This is a genomic window from Nocardia sp. NPDC050793 (assembly GCF_040654065.1).
GTDB lineage: Bacteria > Actinomycetota > Actinomycetes > Mycobacteriales > Mycobacteriaceae > Nocardia.
Genome location: NZ_JBFAHG010000002.1, coordinates 1,043,639 through 1,057,924 on the forward strand (window position 1 = coordinate 1,043,639; position 14,286 = coordinate 1,057,924).

12 protein-coding genes are annotated in these 14,286 nt (G+C 69.0%); 5 read left to right on the forward strand and 7 right to left on the reverse strand.

The features are described from left to right. Positions 1-62 precede the first annotated feature (62 nt). Positions 63-683 (forward strand): LysE family translocator, encoded by a 621-nt coding sequence (locus AB0H50_RS10220; protein ID WP_357449178.1) that lies wholly within the window; start codon positions 63-65, stop codon positions 681-683. A gap of 4 nt (positions 684-687) precedes the next feature. On the opposite strand, the gene AB0H50_RS10225 is transcribed toward AB0H50_RS10220, so the two are convergent. Then, entirely contained in the window at positions 688-1,332 is a 645-nt protein-coding gene (locus AB0H50_RS10225; RefSeq protein ID WP_357449180.1) for a hypothetical protein, read from the reverse strand. A gap of 107 nt (positions 1,333-1,439) precedes the next feature. Between AB0H50_RS10225 and AB0H50_RS10230 the strand changes: the two genes are divergently transcribed. Next, positions 1,440-2,075: a Uma2 family endonuclease gene (locus AB0H50_RS10230; protein WP_357449182.1), complete on the forward strand. Its 636-nt coding sequence runs from the start codon at positions 1,440-1,442 to the stop codon at positions 2,073-2,075. A gap of 11 nt (positions 2,076-2,086) precedes the next feature. On the opposite strand, the gene AB0H50_RS10235 is transcribed toward AB0H50_RS10230, so the two are convergent. After that, positions 2,087-2,290 carry a hypothetical protein gene (locus AB0H50_RS10235; RefSeq protein WP_357449184.1) on the reverse strand — a complete coding sequence of 68 codons (204 nt, stop codon included), beginning with the start codon at positions 2,288-2,290 and terminating at the stop codon, positions 2,087-2,089. A gap of 377 nt (positions 2,291-2,667) precedes the next feature. Between AB0H50_RS10235 and AB0H50_RS10240 the strand changes: the two genes are divergently transcribed. Both AB0H50_RS10240 and AB0H50_RS10245 read left to right on the forward strand, forming a co-directional pair. Next, positions 2,668-5,421 carry a circularly permuted type 2 ATP-grasp protein gene (locus AB0H50_RS10240; RefSeq protein ID WP_357449186.1) on the forward strand — a complete coding sequence of 918 codons (2,754 nt, stop codon included), beginning with the start codon at positions 2,668-2,670 and terminating at the stop codon, positions 5,419-5,421. After that, complete coding sequence (locus AB0H50_RS10245) at positions 5,418-6,332, forward strand: transglutaminase family protein (RefSeq protein ID WP_357449188.1); 915 nt, start codon at positions 5,418-5,420, stop codon at positions 6,330-6,332. Before AB0H50_RS10240 ends, AB0H50_RS10245 begins: the two co-directional genes overlap by 4 nt. Before the next feature lie 32 nt (positions 6,333-6,364). Here AB0H50_RS10245 and AB0H50_RS10250 read toward each other — a convergent pair whose 3' ends face one another. The 5 genes from AB0H50_RS10250 to AB0H50_RS10270 all read right to left on the reverse strand — a co-directional run bounded on the left by AB0H50_RS10250 (position 6,365) and on the right by AB0H50_RS10270 (position 13,196). Next, on the reverse strand, positions 6,365-7,075 hold the full coding sequence (locus AB0H50_RS10250) for a glutamine amidotransferase (protein ID WP_357449190.1): 711 nt from the start codon (positions 7,073-7,075) through the stop codon (positions 6,365-6,367). Then, a complete protein-coding gene (locus AB0H50_RS10255) occupies positions 7,068-8,288 on the reverse strand; it encodes a MurT ligase domain-containing protein (RefSeq protein WP_357449428.1) in 1,221 nt (406 codons plus the stop codon). Before AB0H50_RS10255 ends, AB0H50_RS10250 begins: the two co-directional genes overlap by 8 nt. 1,227 nt (positions 8,289-9,515) lie before the next feature. After that, positions 9,516-10,148 (reverse strand): pyridoxamine 5'-phosphate oxidase family protein, encoded by a 633-nt coding sequence (locus AB0H50_RS10260; RefSeq protein WP_357449192.1) that lies wholly within the window; start codon positions 10,146-10,148, stop codon positions 9,516-9,518. A 137-nt stretch (positions 10,149-10,285) separates the two neighbouring features. Next, positions 10,286-11,998 carry an FAD-dependent oxidoreductase gene (locus tag AB0H50_RS10265; protein WP_357449194.1) on the reverse strand — a complete coding sequence of 571 codons (1,713 nt, stop codon included), beginning with the start codon at positions 11,996-11,998 and terminating at the stop codon, positions 10,286-10,288. Between the two features lie 265 nt (positions 11,999-12,263). After that, positions 12,264-13,196: an EamA family transporter gene (locus tag AB0H50_RS10270; protein WP_357449196.1), complete on the reverse strand. Its 933-nt coding sequence runs from the start codon at positions 13,194-13,196 to the stop codon at positions 12,264-12,266. Positions 13,197-13,318: 122 nt separating this feature from the next. Here AB0H50_RS10270 and AB0H50_RS10275 point away from each other — a divergent pair, with 122 nt between their 5' ends. Continuing rightward, positions 13,319-14,215, forward strand: a complete 897-nt coding sequence (locus AB0H50_RS10275; RefSeq protein ID WP_357449430.1) for a LysR family transcriptional regulator — start codon at positions 13,319-13,321, stop codon at positions 14,213-14,215. Positions 14,216-14,286: the final 71 nt, after the last annotated feature.

A 14,286-nucleotide genomic window follows, 5' to 3' on the forward strand; every position in this document is an offset into this window, starting at 1 on the left:
GCATCAGCGCCTTCTGCTCTGATCCCCTGCTTCGTCCGGTCGCGCGGATTACAGTGCGGGGGATGAGCATCGAGTTCTTGCTGACGACGCTCGTCATCGTCGCCACCCCCGGCACCGGCGTCCTGTTCACTCTCGCTGCCGGGCTTTCACGCGGGGTGCGCGCGAGCGTCGTCGCGGCCTTCGGCTGCACCCTCGGCATCATCCCGCACATGATCGCGGCGGTGACCGGTCTCGCGGCGCTGTTGAACGCCAGCGCCGTCGCCTTCCAGACGCTGAAGTACCTCGGCGTCGCCTACCTGCTGTACATGGCGTGGAACACGGTGCGGGACAAGGGTGCGCTCGCCATTCCCGACGCCGGAAACGATCGCGCCGCGCCGAGCGCCCGCCAGGTGATCACCTCGGCGGTGCTGCTCAACATCTTGAACCCGAAGCTGACGATCTTCTTCTTCGCGTTCCTGCCGCAGTTCGTGCCCGCGGGCGCGCCGAAGGCGCTGGCCCGCATGCTCGAGCTGAGCGGCATCTTCATGCTGGCCACGTTCGTGGTGTTCGCGGCTTACGGCGCGTGCGCCGCGGCGGTGCGCACGTATGTCATCGCGCGACCGATGGTGGTGACGTGGATGCGGCGGGTGTTCGGTGCGTCGTTCGTTGCGCTCGCGGGGCGGCTGGCCGTGCAGAACCAGTAGCCGGTCAGAACTCCACGCGGGTCCACGGGACGCGGGCGAGCGCGTCTCGCTCGCCGGTGGTCCACGCCCAGATCAGGTCCGCGACCGTGGCCGGGTCCTCGACGGTTGCGCCGTAGTGCCGATCGGGTCCGCCGTCGCGGTATTCGACCGTGTATTCGCCTGGCTTGCCGCGGTAGGTCTGGATGTAGTCGTGGTCGGCCCGCTCGACGATCAGGTATGGGTTCGGCGCCGTGAGCTCCGGAACCCACTGCCGCACAAGCGTTTCGGTGAGATACGGGAACGCGCCCGCGCCGCCGTGGGTGACGGCGACCGGCACGTGCCCCGCCGGGTCGATCAGCCAGGCCAGCTGCGGGTCGTAGATCGCGTAGTCCCGCGGCGTCGCGATGTCGAACAGCAGCTCGCGCACGTAGCCGATCGCGTCGTACGGGCACGCCACGTGCAGCACGGCGCCGTTCGCCGCCCCGCCCACCGACTCCTCGCTGAGGAAGCTGTCCTCCTCCGGCAGCTCCAGGTTCCGCTCGTTGATCTCCGCCGCCATCTCCGCGACCACCGCGGCCTCGGCCACCCCCTGCTGCCCGGTCAGATACGCCTCCACCTCGGTCGGGTTCGCGGCAACCCCGGACGGCAACAACACGTGGTCGTAGTTCACCCGGCCAGCGTACGGGGAGCTACCTGTCGGCTCTCCGCCCACCGGGGGACCGAGGATCGCGGGCTGACCTACGATTACTGCGACTACCAGCCTTAAGGACGGTCACCGTGTCGGAATTGTTCGACTGGTCTTCGCCGAAGACCTACATCCTGCCGGTAGATATGGACGACTACCTGGCGATGCCCGAAGAGATGGCGCGCGACGTCGAGGTCAAGGACGGGATGATCGTTCATTGTGAGTCGGCCTCGCCCAATCACAACGCGATCGCGCGCAACATCGAACGCGCATTGCTGGAAGGCCGGGCCAAACGCGATTCGGCCGAGCCCTGTCTAAGGGTGAATCGCGACATCGACATGCTCGTCTCCGAGGTCCCGCTGCACTACAAGCGCCCGGATGTCATCGTCTACCGCTGCATCGAACAGCCAAGAGGCAAGTGGAAGATGAAGCCGACCGTCGCCGATACCGTGCTGGTCGTCGAGGTCGTGTCGCCGACGACCGTCACCGCGGATCTGATCGACAAGCGCGCCGAATACGCCCGCTTCGGCATCCAGAACTACTGGATCGCCCGGATGGCGAACGACGACGGGCCAGCCCTCTCGATCGAAATGCTGACCCTGAACTCCGCGGGTGAGTACGTTTCGGCCGGGCACCGCAGCCGTGGTGGCAGCTCCGCGGCCATCGAGGCGGTCGTGCCGTTCGAAACGTATGCCACCTGGCAGGACTTGGACGACGGGATCGACTGATCCCGAGGCCGTCAGGCGCGGCGGCGGTTGGGGGTGTCGGTGGTGCAGGAGCAGCCGCCCGCTATGTCGCCGCAGTCGACGACGAAGGCGTGGCGGATGTGGGCGAAATCGGTGCAGCCGTTCTCGGTGCATTCGGGCATACGGCCCGCGTGGACGATCAGGGTTCCGTGGCAGTGGTCTACCGCGGATTCGCAGGATGTACAGGTCACGCGCATCGGACCTCCTGACGAGATCGGTTGGTGATTCGGTCTTAGCACTCGTCCGCGGCCGGTGGTGGGAGGCCGGGACGGGCGTGTCGTCGGATTTCGCGGTGTGCGGCATTGTGAAAATCGGTGCGCGCCAGACCCGGACGCCCCCGGCACGGGTCGGGCAATCGCATCGCAACCGCCGTGTCGAGAGGGGTTGACACACCGCGACTCGGGTTGATCGGGGGATTCACGTGCGAAGATGGCTGCGAGGTCGACCGGTATCTGTACGCACGGCATCCTGGATCCGCATCCTCCGGCGACCGGTCGGCGACCGGTGTGGTGCGGACCGGACGCCCGTGGGTCACGGCCGGCGCGCAACGTCTGACAGCGGAGGTGAGGTCGGCATGGTCGCCGATGCGGTGCCCCCGGCGGCGACTGCCGCCGACGTGCGAGAACAGATCGCCGAGCAGTTCGCGCGGTATCGGGCGGAGGGCGGGCACAGCGGCGGTTACGACGAATGCGGCAGGCCGACCGGCGGCTACTACGACGAACTGGTCGACGCGGACGGCGCGGTGCGGCCGATGTGGTCGGAGCTCTCGGCCGACTTCGTCGAGATCGGCATCGCCGGGCTTGGCAGGCTGGACACCCGCGTGCGCAGGCTGATCGAGGACGACGGCATCACCTACACGGAGGTGGTGCGGGCGGGCGAGGCCGCGATTCCGACGCCGTGGCGGCTCGACCCGATCCCGCTGCTGGTCTCGGCCGACGACTGGACCAGGCTGGAGGCCGGTCTCGTGCAGCGCTCCCGGGTACTGGACGAGGTGCTCACCGACGTCTACGGCTCGCGTCGCACCATCACCTCCGGTCTGCTGCCGCCCGAGGTGGTGTTCGGCAACGCGGGCTATGTCCGCGCCGCGCACGGCATCACGATTCCCGGACGGCACCAGCTGTTCCTGCATGCCTGCGACATCAGCCGGTGGAGCGACGGCGAATTCCGCGCCATCGCCGACTGGGCGCAGGCGCCGTCGGGCGCCGGTTACGCCCTGGCCGACCGGCGCGTGGTCTCGACCGCGATCCCGGAGGCGTTCGAGCACTCCAGCCCGCGCCCGCTCACGCCGTTCGCCAGGGCGATGCGGTTGCTGCTGATCGAGGCGGCGCCGGTGGCCGACGACGACCCGGTGGTGGTGGTGCTGAGCCCGGGCGTGCACTCCGAAACCGCTTTCGATCAGGCGTATCTCGCGTCGCGGCTGGGCTTTCCGCTGGTGGAGAGCGTCGACCTGGTGGTGCGCGACGGCGCGCTGTGGATGCGCTCGCTCGGCACGTTGCGGCGGGTGGACGTGGTGCTGCGGCGGGTGGACGCGGAATTCTCCGATCCGCTCGACCTGCGGCCCGATTCGCACCTCGGGGTGGTCGGCTTGGTCGAGGTGCTGCGCCGCGGCGCGGTGACCGTGGTGAACACGCTGGGCAGCGGATTGCTGGAAAACCCTGCGCTGGCGGCGTTTCTGCCGCGAATATCGCGCGCGCTGCTCGGCGAGGATCTATTGCTCGACAGCGCGCCCACGTACTGGGGCGGCGACCCGAGCGAGCGTTCGCATCTGCTCGCCAATCTGGAGAGGCTGATCATCCGGTCGACGGTGGACGGCGCCACGCTGTTCGGGCCGGATCTCACGGCCACCATGCGCGAGGAGTTGCGGCGGCGCATCGAGACGAGCGGCTGGCGATGGGTCGGTCAGGAACCGGCCCAGTTCTCGGTGGCCCCGGCCGTGCAGGGTTACGGCGGCTTGGCCGCGGCGCCGGTGGGCATGCGGCTGTTCTCGATGGCCCGCCGCGGCGGATACACCGCGATGGCGGGCGGCCTCGGTCAGCTGCGCCAGCGCACCCAGCCGGACCGGGTGGTGATCAAGATCGCGGCCAAGGATGTCTGGGTCCGCGCCGCGCCCGCCGCGACGACGGCCGTCAGCGCCGAGGCCCCGCAGGAGGCGCGCGAGCGGCGGACCGCGCCCGTCGTCGAGGCGATCAGCTCGCCCCGCGTGCTCAACGATCTGTTCTGGATGGGTCGCTACGGCGAACGGGCCGACGCGGCGGTGCGCCTGCTCATGGCGACCCACGACCGTTACCAGGACTTCCGCTACCGGCCGTGGATGGAGGGCGCGGAGGCGGTGACCGTGCTGATGTCGGCGCTGGCCGCGATCACCTGCACGAACGCGCCCGACGCGGTGGTCGACGACATGCGTCCACCGCATCCCGCGGACGCCGAATCGCACGGCGCAGCAACAGGTTTCCCTGCCGAAGCGCACCCACCCCCGGCGGAGGGCGCCGAGCACGGCAACGGCGGGGGCGCCGCGGTGGCGGGTGCGTCGCGCGAGGGACACGACTACCTCGAATCGTTGACCATCGATCGTGAACTGCCCGGATCGCTTGCGTTCGCGATCGATCGGTACGGCTCCTCGGCGCGCGCCGTTCGCGACCAGCTCTCGCAAGACACCTGGATGATCCTGAGCTCGATGGACCGTGCGCTCGCCGAATACCGTGGCAGCGGCGGCGATCAGGAGACGGCGCTCTCGGCGGTGCACGCGCAGACGCTCGCCGCCCTGCTCTCGCTGGCGGGCATCTGGTCCGAATCCGTGGTGCGCGACATCGGCTGGTACGTCACGGATATCGGCAAACGCGTCGAGCGCGGACTCGCCCTGACGGCGCTGCTGTCGGCGGCATTGATCGAGACCTACCCCGCGGAGGCTCAGCGCGTGGTCACCGAGGCGGTATTGCAGGCCGCCGAGTCCTCGGTGAGTTACCGTCGGCGGCACCGGGATTCGGTCCGTGTCTCAGCCGTGGCCGGGCTGCTGCTGTTCGACAGGAGCAACCCGCGGTCGCTGGTCTACCAACTCGAACGGCTCGAGAAGGATTTCGCCGCGCTGCCAGGCGCCTCGGGATCCTCACGGCCGCAACGATTGCTCGCCGACGCCCAGCGGATGCTGCGCCGCCTCGACCCGGACGAGCTGGAGGTCACCGACGAGAACGGAAGGCGCACCGAATTGGCCGACCTGCTCGAAGGCGTGCACCTGCGACTGTGCAAAGTCGCGGAATCCTTCGAGACGACGAAACTCTCGCTGCCGGTGGGCATTCAGCCGCTGTGGGGCAGCACCCGGGTGGTCGGATGATCGGCGGCGACGGTGCGACCAGGCGGTATCGGGTGGCGCATCGCACCACATACTCCTACTCCGAGCAGGTCACCAGCTCCTACGGGCGCGCCTATCTGACCCCGCGGGAGTTCCCTGGGCAGCGGCTGCTCGCGCACGACGTGCACATCGATCCGGCGCCGTCGGACCGGTCCATCGGCACCGACGTCTACGGCAACACCACCTGCTATTTTCACGTCACGGCCGAACATCGGGAGCTGGTCGTCAGCGCCGAGTCCACGGTCGAGGTCGATCCGCCCGCCGAACTGACGGACGGGCCGGCCCTGCTTCCGTGGGAGTCCGCCCGCCCCGGCCACGGAAACGGTCCGCTGGCCGTGGAATTCACCCTGGACCTGCACCCGCCGGAGATCGCCGACGAAGTCACGACGTACGCCGCGCAATCGCTGACGCCAGGCCGTCCGCTGCTCGCCGCGGTGAGCGAGCTGACCACCCGCATCCACCGCGACTTCGCCTACCGGTCCGGCTCGACGAACGTCTCCACCAGAGTCATCGACGTGTTCGCCGCGCGCACCGGCGTCTGCCAGGATTTCGCCAGAATCGGCGCGGCCTGCCTGCGGTCGCACGGGCTGGCCGTGCGGTACGTGTCCGGCTATCTGGCCACCGACCCGCCGCCGGGCAAGCAGCGCATGATCGGCGCGGACGCCACGCACGCCTGGGCGGCGGTGTGGATACCCGGGGAGAGCCCGGCCGAGCGCGCGGGTCGCTGGATCGGCTTCGACCCAACCAACGATCAGCTCGCCGACGAGCGCTACGTCGTCGCCGCGTGGGGTCGCGACTACGCGGACGTGCCGCCGTTGCGCGGCATCATCTACACCGAGGCCAAGGAAAGCACGATCACCGTGGCGGTGGACGTCGCTCCGGTCGAGGTGTGAAGTCCATGCCACCCCGTCCGACAGCGCGTCGATCAGGCGCGGAGGCGTTCGCGGCGCAGTTGGTCGACCTCGGGGAGGTTCAGTGTTTCCAGGGTGTCGACGCCGAGGGCTCGGGTGAGGAGCAGGTCGGCCAGCTCGGGGTTGCGGGCGAGGGCCGGGCCGTGCATGTAGGTGCCGATGACCGAGCCCTGGACCACGCCTTCGAGGCCGTCGCCGACTCCATTGCCGACGCCCCGGGTGACGCGCGCCAAGCCGCTCGCCTCGGGGCCGAGTTTCGTACCGCCACGGTGGTTTTCGAAGCCGGTGAGCGGCGCGGCGAGACCCGCGAGCATGGGGCTGGTGGTCACCTCGCCTATGGCGCGCTTGGCTTGCGGGGAAGTGGTCACATCGATGAGGCCCACGCCGTCGACACGCTCACCGGACGAGGTCTCGTACCAGTTGCCGAGCACCTGGATGGCGGCGCAGATGGCAAGCACCGGAGCGCCTTTCGCGGCCGCCTCCTGCAAGCCCGGATAGCGCTGCAGGTGCCGGGTGGCCAGCCGCTGCGCCGAATCCTCGGCGCCGCCAAGGGTGTAGATGTCCAGCGAGTTCGGAACCGGTTCGGAGAGTGTGATTTCCACGATCTCGGCGTCGTAGCCGCGCATGCGCAGGCGCTGGCGCAGCACGAGGGCGTTGCCGCCGTCGCCGTAGGTGCCCATCACATCGGGCAGTACCAGGCCGATCCGTACGGTCGAGTCACCCATGATTCTCCAAGTCGCGGTTGAGGTCGCGGAACGCGGTGTAATTGGCGAGCACCTCGACCTGGCCGGGCGGACAGGAAGCGATGGCGCGCAACGGATCCGGCACGGTGGTGTGCTCGACGCCCGCGTAGGTGAGGCGCACGGCGAGGTCGGTGGCGCGCTCGCCGGAGGCGACCACCTGCACGCCCTCGAAGTGCTCGAAACGCACGTCCCACAGCCAAGACAGGTCCTCGCCGTCGGGCACCTGCCCGTTCACCGCGATCACCAGTCCGGCCGCCGTCGGCTCGATCATCGACAGCGCTTCCTGCCAGCCCGCGGGGTTCTTGGCGAGCAGCAGTCGCGCGGAGTGCTCACCGACCTGCACGGTGCGGTAGCGCCCGGCGATCTCGCGCACCGTCCCGGCGGCCACGACGGCCTTGGCCGCTTCCGCGCCGAGCGCGACCGCGGCGGCCACCGCCTGCGCGGCATTGCCCCGGTTGGCCCGGCCGGGCAACGCCAGCTCGAGCAGGTGGCGTTCCCCGTCGGGGCCGACGAGGTCGTTTCCGTCCAGCCACCAATCCGGTTGCGGCCGTTCGAAATCCGCTCCGGTACTGCGCCAGTGCGTGCCCTCCCACACGATCGGCTCACCGGAGCGCGGACAGCTCGTCGCATCCATCGCCCAGCCGCTGCCCGCGGCGACCCACACCACGTTCGGGTGGTCGTAGGCGATGGAGGTGACCAGCACGTCGTCGCAGTTCGCGATCACCACGGTGTCCGGGTGGCTGGCCAGCCCGGCGCGCAGCTTGCGCTCGATCATGTTGATCTCGCCGACCCGGTCCAGCTGGTCGCGGCTGAGGTTCAGCAGTACCACGGCGGCCGGGTTCAGCGAATCGCTGACGTGCGGCAGATGCAGTTCGTCCACCTCGATGGCGGCCAGCGGCACACCCTGGTGCGTGCTCAGCGCGGCGACGATGCCCGCGTCCATATTGGCGCCGTCGGCCTGCGTGGCGACCTGACCGAGGGTGCTCAGCGCGGCGGTGGTCATCCGCGTCGTCGTCGACTTGCCATTGGTGCCGGTCACCAGCACCGTGCGCCTGCCGCGTCCGAGCTGATCCATGATGGTCGGATCGATCTTCAGCGCGATCAGGCCGCCGATCATCGAACCCTTGCCGCGTCCCGCCTTCTGCGAGGCCCACGACGCTGCCGCCGCGGCCCGCAGGGCGATCCGCCCACGCATCGATATCTTCGCCACGCCGAGAGTCTATGTGTGGGGTGTGGGGTGTGCGGCGACAGTGTCACCGGGGGTGTGCTCACTGTCACTTCAGGGGGTGCGAGGGGTGGTTTCGATTTTCCTGGGCGTTCGCGGGTCGGTTGTCGGTCTGCACTTCCCGCTCAGGGCATGCCTGGGTTCGTCCGGTGGGCGTTGGGGACGTGGTTCCTGGTGTGGGCTTGCTCTTCATGCGCGGTTGTCCCGGGTTTTCCTCGAACGGTGCTGGGCGCGTGGGGTGGGGTACCCGACCTACCTTCCGCTGTTGGGTGCGCGTTGCTGCGGTTCCGGCGTGGTCGACCGGCTGTGGTTGCGTTTTTGGTAGGTGGCGTCGGGTGGTTTCGTTCGGTCGGGTGTTGTGGGTGGGTTGGGGGACGGGGTTCCGGGTGTGCGCCAAGCTCTTGATGCGCGGTTGTCCCGGGTTTTCCTCGAACGGTGCTGGGCGCGTTGGGTGGGGTACCCGACCTACCTTCCGCTGTTGGGTGCGCGTTGCTGCGGTTCCGGCGTGGTCGACCGGCTGTGGTTGCGTCCTCCGGGTTGCATGGAGGATGCACGTCATTTCCGCTGCCACACACTTTTCGTACGCCTCACATAGGCACCGCCTATGTGAGGCGTGCACAGAGTGTGTGGGAACGTCATCGGTGGGGCTGTTGGGGGTCGTGGTGCTGGTGAGGCGCGGTTGGCCCTCCGCGGTGTTCGGCGCGGGGTTGGCTGGTGGCGCGGATCGACGGTAGTCAAATGGTGGTGGAAATCGACGGTAGTCAAATGGTGGCCAGTTGATCTTCAAATGCCGCTATTTGACTACCGTCGATCCGGCGCAACCACCATTTCTCTATCGACGGGAGAGAAATGGTGGTTGCGAGGTTGACAGCGGCGAGGGCCCTTTTTGAATGCCGCTCTCTAGACGCAACCACAGCCGGTCGACCGGGCTGGAATTCGACGTTGCGCTCTCAACTGCGGGAGGTAAGCCGGGTACCCCACCCAACGCGCCCAGCACCGTTCGAGGAATACCTGGGCAGGTGTACCACTGCGAACGGTGCGCACTGGGCACCGTCGACCAACCGCACGCGCCGCACGAAACCCAGCCGGGCTCAGAAAGAAACCCTGGACAGGCGCACTAACCGCGCGCTGGGCGACTAAACCGCCCCCGCCACACAACACCCCGGTAGCACACCGCCCGGAAGCCCTACTCCCGCCTCAGTCCCGGTACAACTTGGCCGCGTAATTCTCCGGCGAGTAGTACCGCTCCAACTCCTCGACCGTCTCCGTGACGTTCGCCTGCACCTCCTTGACCAGGCGCGCGGCGCTGGGCAAGGTATCGGCGGCCCACTCCTCCGGCTCCCACAGGTGGCTGCGGATGAACGCCTTGGCGCAGTGGAAGAAGATCTGCTCGACGGCGACCTCGACGGCGAGGATCGGGCGGTGGCCCTTGACAACCATGTCATCGAAGTACGCCGCATCGCGGACCAATCGGGCGCGGCCGTTGATGCGCAGGGTTTCATGTCGGCCAGGGATCAGGAACAGCAGGCCGACGTGCGAGTTCGACAGGATGTTGAGGTAGCCGTCGGCTCTGCGGTTACCCGGTCGCTCCGGGATGGCGATGGTGTGGTCGTCGAGGACCTTCACGAAACCCGCAGGGTCGCCCTTGGGGGAGGCGTCGCAGTTGCCGTCGGCGTCGCTGGTGCTCATCACCAGGAAAGGGGAGTTGGCGATCCATTCGCGGTCTCGCGGGTGCAGCGCGACGCGCTCCTTGGTCGCCGCGCGCGGCATCACCGCACCGAGCAGCGCGCGCAGGTCGGCCGGGTCGGTGATCTCCGTGGTGTCGCTCATCTTTCGATTGAAGCACCGCCGCAGCGGCCTGATCGATCGAATATCGATGTACGGCAGGGAGATCCATCACAATCCGGGTGGCCCATGGCACGGGCGTGACACGGCGGCGCCCGTGGCAAGCTCGCGCGGAGAAACGCTCAGAACTGCACGTCGAACAGGTTCGGCTGACCCGCCGCATAGCGGTCGGCGTCCATGCGCCGCAACGGTTCCAGCTCGGTGGCGCGGTACAGCGTGTACATCCGGCACCGCGGCGCGTCCGAGCCCGCCACGTCGAGCAGCGCGTTCACCGCGGCGCGCGCCGACTCGTTGGCGCCTTCCATGGTGGCCAGGTCGACGTTGGTGCGCACGTAATCGCCCGCGAGGAACAGGTTTTCCAGGTCGCCGTGCGGTTCGGGGCGGTGGTCCCACGAGCCCGCGGTGTTGATCAGCAGCGGGTCGGCGTTGGTGTTGCGGCGCAGGTCGGACTGCCAGACGATCGCTGGGTCGAGGAACCAGGAGTGCAGGTCGGCGTCGCGCAGCTCTTCGCCGTGGTCGTTGAGATGGGCCTGCAACTGCGCCCATACCTCGCGCGCGATCTCCTCGTGCGTGCACTCCTTGGCGGGTTTGCCGTACAGGATGCCGGGGGTGTTCCAGTCGGAGATGTCGACCGAGAGGCAGTCCTGCACGGTGCCGTCGCCGAATTCGGCGAGCTTCCGCGTCCACAGCTGGTTCTGGCTGATCGAGGTGAGCGACCACGGCGCGTCGATGTAGGCGGTGTGACCCTTGGATATGTCGGCCGGTCTGCGCAGGTAGAACTGCATGCCGGTCATCCAGTCCACGAACAGCCGGTCCATCGCGGCCAGCTCGGGGCGCACCGCGAGCACGTCGGGCGACCACAGCGCGCGGGCCTGCTCGGCGGCCAGCGCCACCACGAAGTAATCGGCCTCGACCGTGCGGCTGCCGCCGGCGTCGACGATGCGTGCGCCGGTGATGCGACGATCGCGCACCTCGAGCCCGCGCACCTCCGCACCCAGCGCGAACTCGACGCCGAGCTCGCGCAGGAGCGCCGTCCACGGGTCGATCCACGCCGAATTGGTCGGTCCGTTCAGCACCCGGTCCAGCGCGCCGTCGTTGCCGACCTCGAACGGATTGCCGAGGAACTGCTCGCCCATGTTGCCGATGGTGCGCACACTGGCGAGGTTGTCCTTGGCGGCGACCATGATGCTGGTCAGCGTGCGCGAGATGAGCGCGCGGAATTCGTGGGAACGCCGGTGGGCGCCGACGAAATCGCGCCAGGAGACCTGCTCCCACTGGCCGAAACGGCGTGCGTCGCAACTGGTGTTGAACACCAGCAGCCGGTTGGCGAAGAAAAGTCCTTCGGCGGGAGGCATTTTGAGCGCGGTCGCGATGGCGGCGCCGACGGTCTCGAGGAAGTCCTCCGGACTCGGACTGACAGGTTTGGCGCGGAAGCCGAGCGGAATGCGGAAGTCGTCACCGCCGCGGCGGGACATGCGCGCCTCGGGCATTCCGATCAGGTTGTTCCACACGCCATCGGCATTGCCCGCGAAGGGAATCCGGCGCATGGTGTCCGGAATGTGCTGGTAGAAGCCAGGAAAGAAGCGGAAGCCGTGCTCACCGGGCAGATCGGGACGTCCGCCGGATCCGGTGCCGGGCACCGGGATGCTGCGCGCCTTGCCGCCGAGCGCGCGTCTCTCGTAGACGGTGACCTGGAATCCGCGTTCGGCCAGCTCATGTGCCGCGGTGAGACCCGCGACCCCGCCTCCCAGCACCGCGACGCGTCTGCCGTTCGGAGCGCCCGATGCGGACCCGAGCCCACCGACCGTCAGCGCACCCGCCGTCGAAACCCCCATTGCCACCGTGCCGCGAAGCATCGTTCTTCGCGAGACGGCCCATCGCTTTTCTGCCATGCGCGAGTCTGCTGCCTAGCTTTCGGTCCCTACCTTCATCGCCGCACTCACTGTAAAGCGCCTGCTCGGGACCATCCCGCCCGCCCCTGCCGCCACCGGTATCGCACCTCGGCCGCGTCGAGTACAGCGCCCCGAGACTACCGCCGCCCGCGCGCGGTGCGAGCTACTTCCCGAAACTCGCAAACCGCAGACTCAATCCGGCGCACCCTCAGAGCGATACCGGTTCGGCGACCCGGTCCGGCGCGGCCGTCTTCCCGGCCCTCGGCGCGCGGCCGGCGGTGGTGGCGACGAACGCGCCCGCAATCACGATCGCACCGCCGATCAACTGCCATGCGGTGGGCGTCTCGTCCAGCAAAGCCCAGGCCGCGGCGATTCCGACGACCGGGACCAGCAGCGACAACGGCGCGACCGCACCCGCGGGGTAGCGGCTCATCAGGAAGGTCCACAGCCCCGAGCCCGCGACGGTGCCGAGCGCGACGATGTACGCCAAGCCGATCAGGGCGGGCCACCCGGTCGGCGACGCGATGCCGGTCAGCGCGCGCCATCCGGCCGCCGGTCCCTCGGTGAGCGCGGACAGGACGAACAGCGGCAGCGGCGGTACCACCGTCATCCACAGCGTCAGGTGCAGCGGGTTGACACCGCCGCCGGCCGCGGCCAGCCGGGAGCCGATATTGCCGAAGGCCCAGCCGAGCCCGCCCGCCAAAGTCAGCAGCAGCGGCAGCAGCGGAGCGACGTGCATGCGGTCGGCCCCGATCACCACGATCCCGGCCACCGCGACGAACAGGCCCCCCAGCTGGATCGGCCGTAGCCGCTCGCCGAGCAGCAGCGCGCCGAGCGCCACCGTGAACGGTGCGGAGGATTGCAGCACCAGCGAGGCGAGCCCGGTCGGCATGCCCGTGCGCATGGCGGTGAACAGGAACGCGAACTGAAGCACGCCGAAACCCGTCCCGTACAACAGCAACCAGCGGGGCGGCACGTTCGGGCGCGGCACGAACACGAGCACCGGCACGGCGAGCACCGCGAAGCGCAGGGCCGCGAAGAACAGCGGAGGGAAGTGGTCGAGGCCGACCCGGATGGCGATGAAGTTCAGGCCCCAGAGCAGGACGACGGTGAGGCCGAACAGGCGGTCGCGATTGGTCACGCTCACCATGGTCGAGCTCGAAAACCATCAGCACAATCGAATAAAACTGCACTGATACTGTAGAAATACTTCACTGTTCGGAAAGGGGTGCGCCGGTGCCGATCGAGCCGCAAGGGCCGCCGATGTCCGTGGACCGGCTACGGGTGCTGCGCGAATTCGCCGACCGCGGAACCATTTCGGCCGTGGCCGACGCGCTGTCCATGACGCCGTCGGCGGTCTCCCAGCAGCTCAAGACGCTGGCCAAGGAGGCGGGCGTCGCGCTGCTCGAGCCGGACGGCCGCCGCATCCGGCTCACCGACGCCGGGCAGGCGCTGGTGGTTCGCGCCGACGAGGTGCTCGCCGCCGTGGACCGGGCGGTGGCGGAGATGGCGCACTACCGCGGGTCCCCGCGCGGGCGGGTGCGCGTCGCGCTGTTTCCGTCCGGCGCCGCTCTGCTACTGCCGCTGGTGCTTCCGGCGCTGGCGGGCAGCGATGTCGACGTCGTCGCCCGCGACGAGGACGTGCCGCCGAGCGGCGTGCCCCGCCTGCTCGCCGACTACGACATCGTGCTCACCCACCGCGACGAGCGCTCCGGATCGGTCGCGGGGCCGCGCATCGCCTCGCGCTTCCTGATGCGCGAGCCCATCGACGTGGTGGTCGCGCCGACGCACCGGTTGGCCGGACAGCCCTCGGTCACCCCGGCCGAACTCGCCGAGGAGACCTGGCTGAGCGTGCGCGGCGGCTTCCCGGTGGACGATGTGCTCGAATCGATCGCCACCGTGACCGGGGTGCAGCCACGAATAGCGCAGCGGCTCAATGACTTCCGCGTCATCGAGACGCTGGTGGCGTCCGGCTACGGCGTCGCGCTGATGCCGCGCTTCGCGGTCGCGCACCCGGATCTCGTGATGCTGCGGCTCGCCGGGGTGCGAGCCGCCCGCAATTACGACCTGGTCACCCGCCCGCACGCCGAGCGTCGACCCGCCATCGCCACGGTGCTCGCGGCCTTCCGTGCCGCGGCGAAGCACGTCACCGCGGAGTAGTAGCCCGGGATTGCCGCTGACGGGTCGCGTCACCGGCCGCGCTGGTTCGCTTCGAGTTGTGCCGAGAAACG